Origin of the sequence: Parabacteroides sp. AF48-14 (assembly GCF_003477465.1) — a bacterium.
Lineage (GTDB): Bacteria > Bacteroidota > Bacteroidia > Bacteroidales > Tannerellaceae > Parabacteroides > Parabacteroides acidifaciens.
The window spans coordinates 23,111-40,045 of the sequence record NZ_QUDI01000036.1 but is presented as its reverse complement, the minus strand read 5'-3'; the positions used below and the strand labels follow the sequence as shown (position 1 = coordinate 40,045).

Annotated in this window: 7 protein-coding genes and 1 pseudogene; 4 read left to right on the top strand and 4 right to left on the bottom strand. The window is 44.9% G+C overall.

Annotated elements, in window-relative coordinates; genetic code table 11:
• Window positions 1–26 precede the first annotated feature (26 nt).
• Genes DW083_RS16160 through DW083_RS16150 form a run of 3 tightly spaced genes read left to right on the top strand, consistent with a single transcriptional unit; the run spans window position 27 to window position 9,171 of the window.
• Complete coding sequence (locus DW083_RS16160; protein ID WP_122333070.1) at window positions 27–3,983, top strand: fibronectin type III domain-containing protein; 3,957 nt, start codon at window positions 27–29, stop codon at window positions 3,981–3,983.
• 12 nt (window positions 3,984–3,995) lie between these two features.
• Window positions 3,996–5,519, top strand: a complete 1,524-nt coding sequence (locus DW083_RS16155; RefSeq protein WP_122333069.1) for a hypothetical protein — start codon at window positions 3,996–3,998, stop codon at window positions 5,517–5,519.
• 40 nt (window positions 5,520–5,559) lie between these two features.
• On the top strand, window positions 5,560–9,171 hold the full coding sequence (locus DW083_RS16150; RefSeq protein WP_122333068.1) for a glycosyl hydrolase family 28-related protein: 3,612 nt from the start codon (window positions 5,560–5,562) through the stop codon (window positions 9,169–9,171).
• Window positions 9,172–9,227: 56 nt separating this feature from the next.
• On the opposite strand, the gene DW083_RS16145 is transcribed toward DW083_RS16150, so the two are convergent.
• The 3 genes from DW083_RS16145 to DW083_RS16135 all read right to left on the bottom strand — a co-directional run bounded on the left by DW083_RS16145 (window position 9,228) and on the right by DW083_RS16135 (window position 12,112).
• Window positions 9,228–10,088 carry an esterase family protein gene (locus tag DW083_RS16145; protein WP_122333067.1) on the bottom strand — a complete coding sequence of 287 codons (861 nt, stop codon included), beginning with the start codon at window positions 10,086–10,088 and terminating at the stop codon, window positions 9,228–9,230.
• Window positions 10,089–10,266: 178 nt separating this feature from the next.
• Window positions 10,267–11,205, bottom strand: coding sequence for a ketopantoate reductase family protein (locus DW083_RS16140; protein ID WP_122333066.1), 939 nt, complete (start codon window positions 11,203–11,205; stop codon window positions 10,267–10,269).
• A 46-nt stretch (window positions 11,206–11,251) separates the two neighbouring features.
• Entirely contained in the window at window positions 11,252–12,112 is an 861-nt protein-coding gene (locus tag DW083_RS16135; RefSeq protein ID WP_122333079.1) for a pyridoxamine kinase, read from the bottom strand.
• A gap of 153 nt (window positions 12,113–12,265) precedes the next feature.
• On the opposite strand from DW083_RS16135, the pseudogene msrA reads away from it, so the two are divergent.
• Window positions 12,266–12,778, top strand: a pseudogene (msrA, locus tag DW083_RS16130) (peptide-methionine (S)-S-oxide reductase MsrA); the annotation flags it as partial.
• A 114-nt stretch (window positions 12,779–12,892) separates the two neighbouring features.
• On the opposite strand, the gene DW083_RS16125 reads toward msrA, so the two are convergent.
• Window positions 12,893–16,819 carry a TIM-barrel domain-containing protein gene (locus DW083_RS16125; protein WP_122333064.1) on the bottom strand — a complete coding sequence of 1,309 codons (3,927 nt, stop codon included), beginning with the start codon at window positions 16,817–16,819 and terminating at the stop codon, window positions 12,893–12,895.
• Window positions 16,820–16,935: the final 116 nt, after the last annotated feature.

Here is a 16,935-nt window from a genome sequence, read left to right as displayed (position 1 = left end):
CCATATACATTATGAAAAGGAAAATTATGAAATTGAAGGTACAGGATATTTATAAAGGCATTCTTTTACTAATTTTTTGGCTGTTCAGCCTGCCCTTTGCTATGGCTTCTCAAAAAGTATATAAATGGGGTGAGGATGGTATCCGAATTGAGTTAAAAGAATATCTTGATATTCCCGAAATGAAATGGCCTGTCACTTTACTTCATTATCGAATTGATTTATCGGGGGCACAGATAAGTGATCCGGGAAGCCTGTCGCTGATCGGAGACACCGGGCGACCTGTCCCTTTTCAATTGATCGATATACAAGCGGAAAAAGGAGTAATCCGGTATGCAACATTGTGTTTCTTATCGGATTTACCATCTGGTTCGACAAAAGTATTCCGGCTTCTCCCGAAGGTAGATGAAAAGCAAACTTTTCGTTTATCGTATTCTGATCGGGTGAAGGTGGTTTCTTCGTTATCTTCCGAACTGCTTTCAAATGGATTGGTTCGTATACAAATCAGTAAAGTGTTGGATGAGAATCATCCGGTTTTTGTGAGATTTGGTACGGACGAGGATTGGTTAGGAGAACTTTCGCTTACTCACGAAAATGAACTTACTGGATTTGAAGTAGAAAAAAAGGTGGAATGTGAGATATTCTCGGAATATTGTATTCATTTATGTTTTGAAGATACGAAAAGATATGATTTGACTTTACGTATGATTTCTGGTATGGATTATGTGGAAATGGACGAGAACATGAGTGGCTTTAGCCAATCGGACCGGCTTTCGGTTATCTTGAACTGGAATCGGTTTCAGCCGGAGGTACGGTATTGTCCGACTCGTGCCGTTCAGATCGATAAGTCAGGAAAGGGCTATTCTAACTTTCAGTGGGAGCCGATGGAGGGTTTGAAAACAGTAATGTCGGCCGATAGACATCCTTTGGCTAATTTCGATCAGCGGAATGGAGAAGATGGGAAGTTGCCTTTTCGCCTTTCTTCTTATCATAACTGGATGACCTGGTGGCGATTGCATACGGCTGCATTTTGGAATGAAAAGACTGGTCAGTCTGTTGGTATCTATATCCATGATTTTGAAAAATGGAAAGATCCTTCTTATCCGTTATGGGGTAGTAAAGAATATCTATCGGTAGAATATTATTATAAAAAGGACCACTTTTATTGGAAGTTCCCTTTGGTAAATGGAGAGCGTTCCGTTTCTATTGCTCTGTATCCTCATCAAAAAGATAAAGATATAGTGGACGAAACTAATAAATCACTTGTCTATATCGATTATTTGCGTCGTTGGTACGGGTGGATTTCTTTGGATAAGACGAAGGACTGGATTCTTGATTATGAATCAAACCGCTCTGTTCATCAACCATTTTATAAATCAGCAAAACAGGAGATGAAAGCGAATCCTGAAGAACTCATCCGAAAATTTAGGAGGAATGTACAGGCCATGGCAACTGCAAACGAAAGATATTCTGGCCCTACTCCGGTAGGAGCAAGAGAATATCTGGATCATTTGACCCCCTTGTTCGAAATATCGGAAAATCAGCTTTCTATTTCTGATTATAAAAAAGTAAGGGCCTATTATCTTTTTATGAATTATGTTTTTATGGACGAAGCACTTATGCCAGTCCGGACGATGCTTAGTGGGCATCCTAATTTCTTGGGGGATTTGAAATCTATAGCGGGAGCTGCCACTTTCCTGTTTCCTGACCATCCGGAAGCCCGGATGTTTGCAGACCATTTTGAAAAATCAATAGCCTTGAATCTGAATTATCACATTCGTCCGGAGGTAAAGTTTTGGGATGCAAAGGGAGGACGTTCTACTGAAAATTTGTCTTGCTATACATGGGCTTTTCTGAGGCCAACTTTGAAAATATCTTTTCTGTTACATCATTATTATGATGGAAAAAACCGGATATTGCAACCGAATATTTCGCTTTATTGCGATTGGTTGTTAAACACGTTGACCGCTCCATTAGATCAGTTGGATGGCAGGCGCGCCATACCTCCGCAAGGAGCACATTCCAGAAAGCCTGATATTCCTGATTTATTGAACACATTGGGACAGGAGTTAAAATATTACGATCCGCTGTTAGCGGAGCATATCTTTTGGGAAACGCATCCTAATGACGGAAGTTTCGAGTCTCGCAAATCTGCGGATACCTGGGCGATAGCATCCAGAGATAAACGGCCTTATGAAAAGGGAACTAATCCCCATTTACAATCTGCAAAGTATACGGGATATGGTTATATTCTTCGCCGCAATTATGGCGCATCTGATGAGATGTATGTGAATTTGCAACAGATAGATGACGGTCCGAATTATCGTTGGGGACGTGCCGGGAAAGGTGGAAATGGTATTATCTATTATTATGCAGATGGTAAAAGATATAGCCATAACGGGACGGAAGACGTCGGGGACGGTCCTTTCGGAGATACGGAACGCTGTACGAATTTCGGTGTGAAAAAGGAAGGTGTTTATCGAGGAATTGGCGAATATCGGAGTGTGGGGCGCAATGATCTGTCTGAACCTTTGTTCGATTTTGGGTTTGCCCAGTTTGCTGCGGTTAAGGGAGACAAAGATATTCGGTCTCTCTATAAGTCGAGGAGTGTTTTAATGGCTGAAAATGACTATATAGTTATTTTCGATGATGTTGCCAATTCGAATGTTGACGGACGTTTTTCCTGGTTTGTCGGAGTAAATGATGATTTTCCTGAAATTCATCAGTTAAAACCAGGGGTTCAAGGGGTAAACGCAGATATCCAGTTGACTTCCAGTCCTTATCATAAAGATGCAAAATCTCCCGAAACAAAAGGTATGTATTTTGACGGGAATGGTGATTTCTTAACTTTGGTGACCCATAAAAAGAAATTGAAGGTAAAGTATATATCGGATGTTTGTGAGGTATATCATCCATCAGGTAAAGTTGATTGGGTGTTTCGGAATGACCGATCGGTTGTATATCATAAAGATGGAATCTGCTTTGAAGGAACGTCCGGTTTTATTCGCCGTCATTCGAAACGACATTATCAGGCTGCCTTATTTGATGGAAAGATTCTTTCTGTTCCCGGGATGACAGTACAGTTTGATTCAGAAAATAAAAATAACGGATTGAGTTTAGAAGCGATAGGTGATCGGTATTTCGGGAAAATGCAGATTTCAAGTCCTGCACTGATACGCATTTCATTGGATAAGAAAATAGATCCCGCGTATGAATTTTATTTGAATGGCATTTCTTCCGTGTTACAGAAAGAAGGGGATAAAACCTTTTTATTGCGTCTGGATGTAGGCATTTATGATTGGCAGTTGACAGATAAAGGGGTGATCCCAGGGCAACCGGTTATAGAAAAATGTATTAGTGGGCGTGATTGGTGTGAGCTGTCTTGGAAGGCAGTTCCGGGAGCAGCCTTTTATCAGGTCTGGACAAGTGAGGATTTTGGAAAAAACTGGCAACTGTATAAAAAACGAATTTTAGAAACAGTTTGCCGGGTGGAAAATCAAGGTACGGATAAAAAAATACATGTCCGTATCGTTGCCGGTACTGAAGGAGGTTTCAGTCTGCCATCAAATGATTATCCGGTTTATTTATCCCCGGAAAACGCACATGCTCCGGAAGGGCTGAGGGTTGAACTTGAAGGAGATATTGCGACGTTGAGCTGGGGGCAAATCCTGGGGGCGGATCAATATATTTTATATGGTCGCAAACGGGGAGCGGATAAGTTCGAACAGATATATAAAGGAGATGAGCGAAGCACGCGGATTAAATTGGTGGATACAGCTGTGTATGAATTTGCTGTCACGGCTACTAATGGCAATGGAGAAAGTAAGAAGAGCGTGATTGTCGATACGGATCGGACTCGGTTTATCAATTGGTCTCCTATACCGGGCGAAAAATTCAGACGTGATCCGGAAAACCAGGAAAACGGATATATAGAATATAACCCGTGGATTGAAGATCAAATGAAATTATTAACATATCCTAAATGAAGATTCTGTTATATGAAAAAGATTTTTTATGGCACATTGTGTTGCTTGTTATTATATACGGTACAATCGGATGCACAAAATAAATTGTCGCAGGAACAAGTCGAACTTACCCAGTTAAGGAAATATGAACAAAATAATCCTTCGAAGATGAGTATGCCTGTTCCGGGACCGGAAGAAAACGAGCAGCTGTTTGGAGCCCGTTTAATGCGTTCAGCAACTTTGTTGGAAACCAGTAACCCGAATCGGAAGTTACCTGTATTTGTCCTGATTTATGGACAATCAATAACCGGTAGTAAAAGTTTTACCGATAATGTGCGTGAATATCTTGAAGGTAAATTCCCTTATGCCGATATCCGAATCGAGAATCGTTCTATAGGTGGATTTGGTGGTGAACAGTTGATTCGCCCTGCTGTACACGATATCTATCGTGCTTGTCCGGACTTGATAATCTTTCATGTGTATGGTGGAGAAAATCATGGTGAACTGGAAACTTTTTTCAGTAACGTCCGTCGTTATACGACTGCTGATATTATCCTGTTGAACCATCATATAAATGGAAGCAAGGATGTGATAAAATACAACAAATTTTCCTATGATTATTTACGCTATATAGCTAATAAATATAATTGCGAATTGGTGGACCTTACTCGTAACTGGAGTCGCTATCTGGTAGATAATAATCTGAGTGTGAAAGACTTGCTGCGTGATAATACACATCCTAACCGGGACGGCAACTGGTTGATGGTCCAGTTGATAGGGCGTCATATTCGTTTAAACACCCTGTACCCGAGTAATTGGTATGAAGTTGTCCGTAGCTATTATGTAAAGAATGCTTATGACATGGATAGCGAGAACCCTTTGAAATTTCATGGTGAGCCTTGGAAAATGATAGGAGGTGTGGCATGTGGCGAAAATGAGAAGGGCTCTCTGTGTTTAACATTTGACGGAAGCCGTATCGATTTGGTTGCCGGTATTGTACCGGAAGGGCGTAAAATGGGGACGGCTCGTATTTTGATAGATGGCAAACCTGTTTCTCGGAATACATCTTTGTATACGATTACCCGTCCCAGTGCTGGTCCCGGAACTTGGTTTCCTTTGGTACGCCGTATCGAACATAAAACTGTGTTAATCCCGGAAAAATGGACGTTGAGAGTGGATGCAGTCAATGCCGATTCTACAGTTTGGACATTCAGTGTATATGGCTCTAAAACAGGTTTTGACGGTTCGGGGACCAGTGATAGGGCGTTTGTTTCAAAATCAGGTCGTGTAGTTATCGCTCCAGATGATTTTATGTTTGTGAAAATTAAAAATACATTTAAGACGGTTGCCAAACCTGGATTTGAGTCGACTTGGACGGTGGAGCCTCTTTATAAGGAAATTTATTCTACCCCATTGATTGATGATGCGAAAAAGGTTTATAAGACGACAATCGTACAGGGGTTGACAAATACTTTGCATACGCTTGAAATAGTACCGGCAGGCGATGGTATTGTTCCAATAGAAGCGATAGAAGTTCATCGTCCGCCATTGCGATAGAGAGGAAAAATTTAATAATACAATACTTAAATCGTGAAAAATGCTAAAAATCAATGTGTCTATATTTATCGTTTTGCTATCGGTATTCTGGGGTGTTGCGGAAACCCATGCGCAATGCTCTCCAGTAGTCTTTAATCATAATGAAGCAGCCAGACCCGGCGAGGCTTTTAATTTACAAGGAACCGGTTGGGGAAAACAGGTAGAGTTATGGGGAAGTATGGTCCAGGGAAATGAAAATGCACTTGCTCCTTCATTTCCGATTCAGATTCTCAGCAGTGATGATTGTAGTGTGACTGGATTTTTCCCTTCGAACAAACAGTTTCGGAGGAATGCGCTGATTGCAGTTTGGGTCAAGAATGGAACGAATATCAGTGAACCGGTATTTTTGAACCGAGCCAGGGCTGTAACATTAGAATTTGAAGAGATTATGCCGGATTATGTGTTTCGTGTTTTCGGAAGAAACCTTTTTTTGCCTGGATGCAAACCTGTCGTAACGTTTGTTCATCCGGATAGTGGGACACGGTCACAGGCCTCTGTCTTGGATGCAGATCCGTATGTATTGACGGTACAAGCGCCGGATAGGTTGGAGGCTGGTGTACACTATCGTATAATGGTTAATAACGGGGCTGGAGGAGAATATGGTAATTCTTTGGCTGAAGAAACGATGTTGGCACGGGTGAAAAGTGCGGATCCTTTTTCTTTGCATGTCCCTTGGGGATGCGATTTTATTTTTTACAAGAATGTATATAATGTAAAATCAGATACCCGTTTACAATTTCATGCCAAAGGTGATGGTCTTGTGAATGATCGGATAGCTTTGCAGGAAGCAATCGATAAAGCGTATGCAGATGGAGGAGGAGTTGTATATTTACCTGCCGGTACATATAAATTGGATTTTCAGGAAGGAAGTGGACTTGTGATGCGTTCGAAGGTCGTATTGAAAGGGGATGGTCCGGAACTGACTGTTATCCAATATGGATTTGGAGTTCCTCCGGCTTATCCGGACCCGATTGGTGTCGGTGGATGGCCGGATCATACTACGGAAGGGGTAGCTTTTTTGTGGCCGTTACATACGGAACTTAGTGGACTTTCTGATTTGAAGATTCAAAATGTAAATACTTCAGGATTGTGGCGGCATAGTTTGAAAACGGTTTGGCCGGATTCTGAAAAGAAGGCGCCGGGTGCATCCGGTTCCCGTTTCTTTGCTATTAATTGTCATTTCGATTTGTCGGTTGCTTGGGGGCTGTCGTGGGGATATGTGGACAAGATGTTAATCTCGAATTGCAATTTCAGGAGTTATGCGAATATAACGTGGCCTTGGATGTGGCACTGTGACGGATCGACAAATTTTGTAGTTCGTAATAACCGTGTGTTTTATAGTGCCGGACGTTTTGGTTTCAGTAACGGTTGTAATGGAATCATCGAGAATAATCACATCACTCGTATGGGCGATTTGCAAGCGTTTAGAGGAGAAACCGGAGGTTTCAATATAGATTTTACCAAAGATGTGGTTCTAATGAACAATATATTGGATGTAGAGGGAGACTCTATTGTCGACCGGAATATGGGAGAGACTATTTTGAGTCAGGGAGGAAATCCAGTAGGGCAATCTCTTGGAAGGGTAGAGGAGGCTTCTTCAACTTCATTGACTGATCGGTCGCAAAATTGGACGCAGATTCGGACATCCGATTATTCAACTTGTGCTGTACTTGCAATAGTAAAGGGTAAGGGTGCGGGACAATGGAGGAAGATTAAAGGCAATAACCAACATACCATTTTTATAGATGTTCCTTGGACTGTGATTCCTGACAGGAGCAGTAACTATGTCGTAACCCAATGGTCGGCAGAAGATTGGCTGGTAAAAGGGAATATCCTTAAAGAGAATAACCGGGGTATTTGGTTTTATTGCGGAGGAACGGATGTTGCTATAGTTGGCAATGAGCTGGAAAATTCGGAAGGAATTTATTTACGTTCAGATCAGCGGGTCGAAGTGGGACGGTATAATTTGATGTGGAATGCGATTGTTGAAGAAAACGTGATAAGTCGTACAGCCCGAAAGCGCCCTGCTCATATCTGTTCAGTTCTGGCTGTCCAGAAAAATGATACATTGATAGGATTAGGCAGCTTAGGTATAGAAATTCGCAGGAATACGATTGTTGCATCTAAACCCAATATTGGTTCTTTTATTCCGGGGGAGGGGTATTGGAATGAAGTGCGTTCCCCAAATGAAGATGTATTGAACCATGTTACGGGGATTGTAGGGACGGTGTTTGACGGAAATAAATCAGTCAATATGAATTATGCTTATCAGTTGAGTCAGAAAGGAACTTCACAAACAACGATTAAAGATCCTGTTGATCTGGATGTTGATTTGCTGACAAATATCCCTTTATCCGTAAATTTAACGGACGCTGTTGTATATAGAACTGGGAAAAAGGAAAACAAAGACCCTTTTTTTCCCTATTTGACAGAAAAAGCGCCTTCTATATGCCAGGATCTGGGAGTTGAAACGATTGATGGTATATCAGTTCAAAAAATCATTTTCCATTCGCGGGAGTATTTGTCTCCTGCAGGAATGGATTCTACAAGGATTTTCGGGGTGATAGCCCGGCCGGAAAAGCCAGGTCGCTATCCGGGATTATTGGTGCTGCATGGGGGTGGTGGAGCTGCAGAGGTCGAAAAAGCAAGGAAGTGGGCAGCTCATGGCTATGTAGTGGTTGCTGTTGATGAGCCGGGAGTGGCTGATACGAAAAATACACCTCTGAGTAAAGGACCGTGGAACCAGTTTCGGTATGGTGAACATCGTTTCGTTGTCGAGCCGGATGTCACGTCAAGCACTATTTTTGATGCAGTCTTGGCTTCTTTGCAGGGACTTTACCTCTTAAGGAATCAGCCGGATGTAATTCAGGATAAGATTGGAGTCATAGGTATTTCCTGGGGTGGTTATCTGACAACAATGATAACTGGTTTAGCAAGTCCGCTTATTGCCGCTTCTTATTCTGTTTTCGGTTCTGGATTTTATGATGCCAGTTCCGTATTTTTGAAAGAGTTGGACCGGATGGAACCATTGCATAAAGCTGAATGGTTGAAATGGCTGGATGCCGGAAGAAGAGCTCGTAACATTCGGACCCCATTTTTCATAGCAGCAGCAACCAATGATAATTGGTTTTATCCACAAGCTGTAAAAAATACGCTTCAGCATATTTCTGCTCCGGTGAACCATGTTTTTTCCCAAAATGTGAGTCATAAGATTGCTTTGCCGGGAGGAACTGAAAATAAAAAAGCGGATTTCCCGGGCTGGACTGCGATGGAAAAAAATTATTTTGACTATTATTTGAAGGGTAAAGGAAAGAGATTTCCTAAGATAGGTACGATTCATGCAGAGAAATTCGGAACATCTCATATACGGGTGGAATTTTCGGTTGATAGTGATACTCCGATAAAACGAGCTGAAATAAACTATTCTCAAGTAGGAGAAGTTCCGACAAAAAGAAAATGGACTACAGTTCTGGCGAAACAGGTGCGGAAAAATGTGTATGAAGCATTGATTCATATTCGAGACCTGGGGACTGTTCCTGTTGAATTTTATGGAACAGTCTCAGATTCTCGTCCTGTTTCGGTTTCCAGCTATATGATTTGGTATTCGAATTGATATACCGAGAATTTACACAACATATGAATCATACTATTTGCCGGAAATAGACCAGATTAGCTTCTGCTGAATGTCTGGCTGACAAACTTCAGGACTTCCGGCAAGGCTGTCCGCCAGTACGTCCAGGAGTGCCCGCCGCCGCGTACGCGAAATTCGTGTTTGATGTTCTTCTGCCGCATGATCTGGTGAACTTGGAAATTTCCTTCCAGCAACCCGTCTTTGTCACCGCAATCGATATAGTAACGGATGTTGGGCAGTTTGTTTTCGTCCCAGTCGGAAAGTATCTTTTCGACGCTGTTCTTATGCCAATGTTCGTCGCCCGGCCCGAACAGGCGGTTGAACAGGTCCTTGTGCGATTTGGCTTTCCGCGTATCCATGACCGAATCATCGAAGACTGCGGCGCTTAGCGGGGCGCATGCACAAAACATATCCGGATGGTGCAGGCTGTAGAGGAATGATCCGTATCCGCCCATCGACAGGCCGGCAATGGCACGGCTTTCCTGGTTGCTGCGAACGCGATAGGTCTTTTCCATATAAGGGATCAGTTCTTCAAAAAACATATCTTCGTAAGGGACCTTTCCGTCATACTGGTTCACATACCAGGTATCCCATGCGTCCGGCATAACGATGATCATCGGGACTGCCTCTTCATTGGCTATTGCACGGTCGGTAATCGTTTTCATCTGCCCCATATGTATCCAGTTTGTTTCATTGTCTGTGTAGCCATGCAGAAGGTAAAGGACCGGATAATTCCTCTTTGAGGTGTTGTAGTCGGAAGGCAGGTAAATGGAGTAAGAAACTTTCCTTCCTAATTTCTGGCTGTCGAATGAGAGCGATTCGAATACGGCACTTTGTGAATATCCTGCAAGATTGACTAATAAGCACAGGATAAGAGATAAGCATACATTGTTTTTCATATAATATTGATAATTAGATTTGCCAGTTGTTTCCATGGGGAGGCAAAAACTTGTCCTCGCGCTTGACGCGGGGCCGCAAAAGAACAGGCCTTATTAATCAGTTTATATGGTCGGTTTTAATGCGATCCCGCGTCAAGCGCGGGAACAGGGCAGTTTGACGCACCCTCACGGATTAAAATTAATCGACAGGATAAGGGAACTGTGTCAGTCCTTTATACATGAACTGGTAAGTAGGCACTTCAACCCCCAATTCTTCAGCGGTCCGGACAACATAGCCTGTCAGTGTCTCCACCTCCGTACGGCTACCCCGTTTGAAATCGCTGTGCATGGAAGTGGTGGAATTATTCGGCATGATCTTCTGTGCTTCAATAGAAGAAAACACAGGATTATCTTTAAACCGAATACCTTTTGCCTCTGCCACGCTTTTCAGTTCATAGCTTAATGTAATATACAGATCGATATGACGGTCGAGCACTTCACTTATCGTTTCATTAAAATAAGATGTGGCGGTTGCGGCTGTCGAGATCATAAAGAACTTTTTCCATATCTCCAGATCGATGTCATCCGGCACAGTTGTCAGAATACGGGCGTTTGCCAAGATCTCCTGCAATTCCTTCAACCGTGTTTTGTCTTCCTTATTGTTCCCTAAAAAGACACGGTCTTTGATTGTGAATTTCTCGATTCTTCCCGGTCTGACCAGGCGGGAACCTATATATACGCATCCTTTCCAGACTTCGTTGTCCGGTAATAATTTCTGTATGCGCTCTGTTATGTCCGCCCCGTTCAGGAGAGGGATGATAACCGTATCAGGTCCGATTATCGGAGCCAGTTGGGCTATATTCTCGTCCAGGTCGTAACTCTTGGTACAACAGAACAGATAATCGACCGGACCGCCTATCTCGGCTGGCTTGTCAGTCGCAAGGGTAGGCCTGGCTTTGATCGTCAGGAATGTATTTTTGACTTCGATGCCGTTTTCCCGGATTGCTTTCAGGTTTTCACCTCGGGAAATGAAATAAACATCTACATTGTCTGAATCTTTGTAACGGGCGGCCAATAATCCTCCGTAGTAACCGCCTACGGCTCCTATGCCGGAAATTGCTATTTTAGTTTTACTCATGTTTTATACTATTATTCTGCAAAGATGAAAAATAAAATTGGAATAACTATATCAGTTTGAGTTCTTTTAGAAAGTCAGGGATACATTGTTCAAAATTAACACCGAAACGGTAATCTGTTTTTGCTTTGTAGGTCCGGCGTATGCTGTCTGCCGTAAAGTTTACGGCTATCTGCGCCGATTCGTTTAAGCTGAAATTATTCAGCAGCCCGGATAGCAGGGCGCTTGCAAAGATATCGCCTGTCCCATGATAAGCCCCCGGTATCCTTTGGGTGAACAGGAAACCGACTGTCTCTTCTTTCCTGTCGTAGGTCGCGGCTCCCAACTCTTCTTCTCTGAAGTAAACGCCTGTCAGTACGACTTTTTCCGGTCCGAGCTTACTTAGTTTCTTTAATATATTTTCGATATATGCCTGTGTGTAAGGTCCGGGATGGTAACTTTCTTCCAGCAATAACGCTGCTTCAGTGAGGTTGGGGACGATGATATCCGCCTTCTTGCATAGTGAACGCATGCCTGCGGCAAACTCCGGTTTGAATATCCGGTATAGTTCGCCGTTGTCTGCCATGACCGGGTCAACCAGGATCAGATTGTCTTTGGACTTGAACAGGGTGAAGAACTCTTTGACAAGATCCAGTTGGTCGAATGATCCTAAAAAGCCGCTGTATGTGGCGTCGAATTTGATGTTCAAGGATTTCCAGTGCTGCATGAACGCCCGCATATCGCCTGTCAGGTCGCGATAGGTATATCCGTTGATACCGCCCGTATGGGTGGATAAGATGGCTGTCGGCATGGCGCATGCTTCTATGCCGGCTGCCGAAAGAATGGGTAAAGCTACTGTCAGTGAGCATTTCCCGAAACCGGACAGGTCATGGATGGCTGCTACACGTTTTTGATGTTCTTTATTTTTCATATCTGATACTGATTTATCCATATAACAGCCAATCGGGGGGAATCGTTCTCTGGTGGCAGGGGAAATGCCTGACTGTATGTCGAATAGTTATTTTTATTACTTTTGTGGCAGGCTTATGTTTACTAATATGACTCATTAATATTAAAAGAGAATATGGAAAGAAAAGAAAATGCTGAAATATACCTGGCTGGCGGATGCTTCTGGGGAACGGAACATTTCCTGAAACAGATCAGAGGTGTGGAGAGTACGGAAGTGGGCTATGCGAACAGCCATGTTGCAAATCCGACCTATAAGGAAGTCTGTACCGGAAATACCGGGGCAGCCGAGACCGTCAAAGTTGTTTATAACCCGCAAATTGTCAAATTGCAGTTGCTGCTGGAGCTTTATTTCCAGACCATCGATCCGACCAGTGTCAACCGGCAGGGTGGCGACAGCGGCTTGCAGTATCGTACAGGCATTTATTATACGGATAAAGAAGATATCCCGGTTATTGAAGCTGCAATACATGAATTGGCAGAAGAATATACCGATCCGATTGCGATCGAAATAGAACCGCTCGTTAATTTCTATGCGGCGGAAGATTACCACCAGGATTATTTAGATAAGAACGTAAACGGCTATTGCCATATCAACCCGAAACTGTTCGAGTTGGCACGAAAAGCGAATATGTAGTTCGTATTTTAGGGGACGCAGACTACGCAGACGAGCGCAGAATAACGCAGAAATATAATTTAAATCTGCGTTATTCTGCGCTCGTCTGTGTTATCAGCGTCCGGTAAATCAGAACTTTTGCATATTCAGGTTCTTGTCCACCAGGATGCCGTCGATCGCTTTCAGGTTGAATTTAACCTTGCGTTTCGCTTTCAGCTTGATGGTGAAGAGATCCGTTGAACCCTCGAGCGTCGCCTTGTCGCCCAGATTGACGAAAGTAGGATAGAGCGCTTTCTGGCCGCTTGTGTGCAGGCGGTCGTACGTCAGGTTCTCCATTGCACCCAGACCGGCAGGTTCAATACCTGCGAAGTCATAGTCTTGCTGGTCGTACGGAAGGGCGAAGCTCAGTGCGTTGACAGCTTTGAGATCTTTACCTTTCACGAGGATTTCTATTGTCTCGCCTGCGTTGTAAGTCTGCTTCGGAGTGCTCAACTCGATTGTTCCGGCTACGCGATCCGTGCCCGGATCTTCAATGCCGTCTTCCAATTGGGTGGCAACAACCGAGATGTCGTATGCATCGATCAGTCCGTTGCGGTTGATGTCGCCGGCGCTGACGTAGTCGAAATCGCTGTCACCACGACGCAGACCCGTGTAGTTCATATACGAAGTCAGGTCGTTTGCGTCGATCTTCTTGTCGTTGTTGATGTCGCCCGGCAGGTAGCTTTCGGTTCCCGGAACCTTGAATACATACAGTTCGCGGCCGGCACCGTAGTTGCCAACGCCTTCCGTGATGTGCAGCTTGATGTAACGGGCCTTCGGCTGTTCCTTGAATGTGAATGTCTTCACGTCGCCGGTGCGTTCCCAGCGGAAGGAGTCGACAGCTGTCCAGTCTTCTTTGTCCATACTGTAGGACACAGAGCCGGCGAGGATCGTACCGTTGCCACCATCCTGGCGAGGCAGGTAGTCGAACTTATCCAACTGGTTGATCGTGCGCAGGTCGATAATCATGTCGAACGGCATTGCGTTCTTGCGGTATTTCGTATGGAACATATCGCCCAACTCAGCAAAGTCGAACAGACGGAAGATTTCGAAGCCTTCCTGTTCTTCGGCTGTTACTTCGCCGCGAATGCCCTTGATCGCAAATTCCAGCGGGTTGGACTTAGTCTTGACAGAGACGGTAGACCAGTCGGACTGGCCATCTTTGTTGACTGCACGGACTTTGAATGTATAATCTGTTTCGGCACTCAGATCGTCGAACAGCAGTTCGGTGTTCTTGATCTGCGTGTACAGCATACCGTTGAACTCGATTTCGTAGAAGTCGGCGCCGGAGACCTTGTTCCAAGTCGGTTTCAGCGTGTAGGCTTCGATGTTTTCATCCGCCACCTGTACTGTCGGTGCAGTCAGTGAACCGGTAGAGATGCGGTGGCTGTCGCCCATTTCGAACTTGTAACCGTCGATGTTGACAATGGTTTCATTTTCGGTGATGTCCGTAGCGGCCAGCTTCACTAACAGCTGCGGGTTCTTGGTGATCGTAACCTTTTCAAATTCGCTTCCTTTGGTGGCGAACTTGTTCAGGTTTGGAGTTGCGTCGTAGAAGTAAACGTCTGTGCCGTTCAGGTATTCGGCCATCGAACGGGCTGCGGTCAGTTTCACTTTGGAAGAACCTACTTTAGCTGTGATCTTCTTCGGCATTTCCGAAAGGTTGATGCGTAGTTCGGTTGCCTTTTCCTTCACGAAGCCGTCGAAGTTCCCTTTTGCCGGGTGTATCGTGATGGTAACTTTATCCGGATTATTTTTACCGTTTGAATCGATGATGGTCTTATTACCGATCACTACTTTCACTGCCGGATCATTGTTGTTACCGATCTCTATCAGTGTCGTAACACCTTCACCTTTCTGGTAAGCTTGTGTAATACCATCGTCGTCATATTCCGTGAACGAGCTGTAGCCCGACGGATAGAGTTCGTAGATACGCAGGTTCTTATCGATTTCCTTTACATTATTATTCGGGTTCGTCATCGGGATGATCGCACCGGCTTTCACGAATACCGGAAGTTTCCAAAGCGGAGAGGCGAAGTTGTTGACAACGCAGCCGCCTGTATATTGTTCACCTGTGAAATAGTCGAACCATTCGCCTTTCGGCAGATAGATACCGTCGCGGATGTCGTTACCTTTCTCGTCTGCCTGTGTTTCCTGGTAGATCGGGGCAACGAGGAAATACGGGCCATACATAAATTGGTATTGCGTAGCCTTACCGTATGTATAAGGATTCGGATCTTCGAGGAACATGGCGCGGATCATCGGCTTGCCGTCAACTGCTTCGCGGGCGATGCTGTAGGCATACGGCATCAATTCGGACTTCATTTTCAGATACCAGCGGTTGATGGAAGTAGCCGGTTCGCCTAAGGCATGCGGGTATTTCTCATTCGATCCCCAGCCGTCCATATTCAGTTCCATCGGCGTCCAGGTCTTCCATTGGAAGTCGCGGGTGTTCATTGCCAGGTTTTTGCCACCGAAGATACCGTCCATGTCGGACGTGATGTTCGGCTGTCCGGAAAGTCCGGAACCGATATAAGTCGGGATGTGGAAACGGATGTATTCCCATTGTCCGCCCGTCTGGTCACCCGACCAGACACCGGCATAACGCTGTGTACCGGCCCAACCGTCGAGGGAGATGATAAACGGACGCGCATCGTTTCCGTAATACGGCATGATATGTCCGACGTCGGACACACCGTTCAATCCGAACGAGTAGCCCCAGCCAACCCAGGCCACGTCTGTTTTCAGGACACGTACACCTGCGTCGCGCACTTCTTTCACGATATCGCGTTGCAGCAGGGCGCTGATACTGTCTTTCGGATGCAGGTCCGATTGAGTCCAGAGACCGATTTCGACACCGTTCTGATGTGCGTAATCTGTCAGGCTCTTCAGGTTCTGGATGTTGCCGTCCAGCGTTTCGGTCTGTCCATAGCCGGCTCCGTAGCCGTCGTTAGGCAGCAGCCAGCCGAGCGGCATATCATGATTCTTATAGCGGTCGATCACGGCACGTGCGGAGAACTGGTAGTTGTTCTTTTCGCCGTTCAGCGATTCTTTGATACCGCCGTTGTCTTTCTGGCTTTCCTTGTAGCGTTTGCCGTCTTCAAAAAGGATACCTTTTTCGTCTTCCACCCAATAGTCGCGGTTGTAGGCATTCAGGTGTCCCTGGTAGAAACCGAATTTAGGCAACAGCACCGGGTTACCGGTCAGCTGGTAGAAATCGTTCAGCAGGGCGACAGCGCTGTCGTTAACCATATAGAAGGCATCCAGATAGTCCGTGTCGTGTGACAGTTTCACCGTACCTTTCTCGGCTGCACCGAAATCATATTTTCCCTGTTTGAAGGTGTACCACATGAAGCCGTAACCGTTCGTTGACCAGTAATAGGGAGTAGGAGAGGCCACGCCTCCGTCCGTCCAACTGTTCTGGTTTTCGATGGCGATTGCTTTCCCCTTATGTGAGAAGCGTCCGTTTTGCACGCCGCCACCGTAGAAGTATTCGTCGGGATTTTCTTTCAATGTCAGGATTGTCTTCCCTTTTTCGTAAGCCACCGGTTTCACCTCTTCGAAGGCCACTGTGTTTGTGGCAAGGTTGGTGACTTTCAGCAGGGCTGTCGATTTGTCCAGTTGCAGCCGGACTTTTCCGGTTGTGATGGTCACTTGTCCGTTCTCGTCCTTGATATCCAGTGCGGACACCGGGCGGCGGGGATTGTTGACCAGGATTTGTGCTTCCGGTTTGGCTTCCGGATCGCGGATAATACCGCCATTGTTGTCCTGGAACACGCGGAAGATGTTATCTCCGTAGAAGTCGAATGTCATTCGCTGGTTGTTGGAGAAGATTACGTCGACCGTTGTCGGGTTGATTCGCTGCACGCCGGTTATTGCTTGTCCCTGTTGGGTGATAGCCATCCCGTTTCCCGGGGTAACCATTGCCATTACTGGCGCAGAGGACAGCATGAACGGCACAGCTAAAGCGATCAGGATCGCTTTTTTCTGTTTACGATTAGCCATTAAGCGTTTCATGTTTAAATTAATTGATTTATTCAGGTTTTTATATCTGAAGACAAAAGTACGTAAAAATAATTTTACTTTCAATTTTCAACTCTTAACTCTCAACTATATTAGGGGACTTATTGTAT

Bases quoted from the DNA above. Each gene is read 5' to 3' on its own strand.
- DW083_RS16160 (WP_122333070.1), top strand. From the start codon at position 27: ATGAAATTGAAGGTACAGGATATTTATAAAGGCATTCTTTTACTAATT.
- DW083_RS16155 (WP_122333069.1), top strand. From the start codon at position 3,996: ATGAAAAAGATTTTTTATGGCACATTGTGTTGCTTGTTATTATATACG.
- DW083_RS16150 (WP_122333068.1), top strand. From the start codon at position 5,560: ATGCTAAAAATCAATGTGTCTATATTTATCGTTTTGCTATCGGTATTC.
- DW083_RS16145 (WP_122333067.1), bottom strand. From the start codon at position 10,088: ATGAAAAACAATGTATGCTTATCTCTTATCCTGTGCTTATTAGTCAAT.
- DW083_RS16140 (WP_122333066.1), bottom strand. From the start codon at position 11,205: ATGAGTAAAACTAAAATAGCAATTTCCGGCATAGGAGCCGTAGGCGGT.
- DW083_RS16135 (WP_122333079.1), bottom strand. From the start codon at position 12,112: ATGAAAAATAAAGAACATCAAAAACGTGTAGCAGCCATCCATGACCTG.
- DW083_RS16125 (WP_122333064.1), bottom strand. From the start codon at position 16,819: ATGAAACGCTTAATGGCTAATCGTAAACAGAAAAAAGCGATCCTGATC.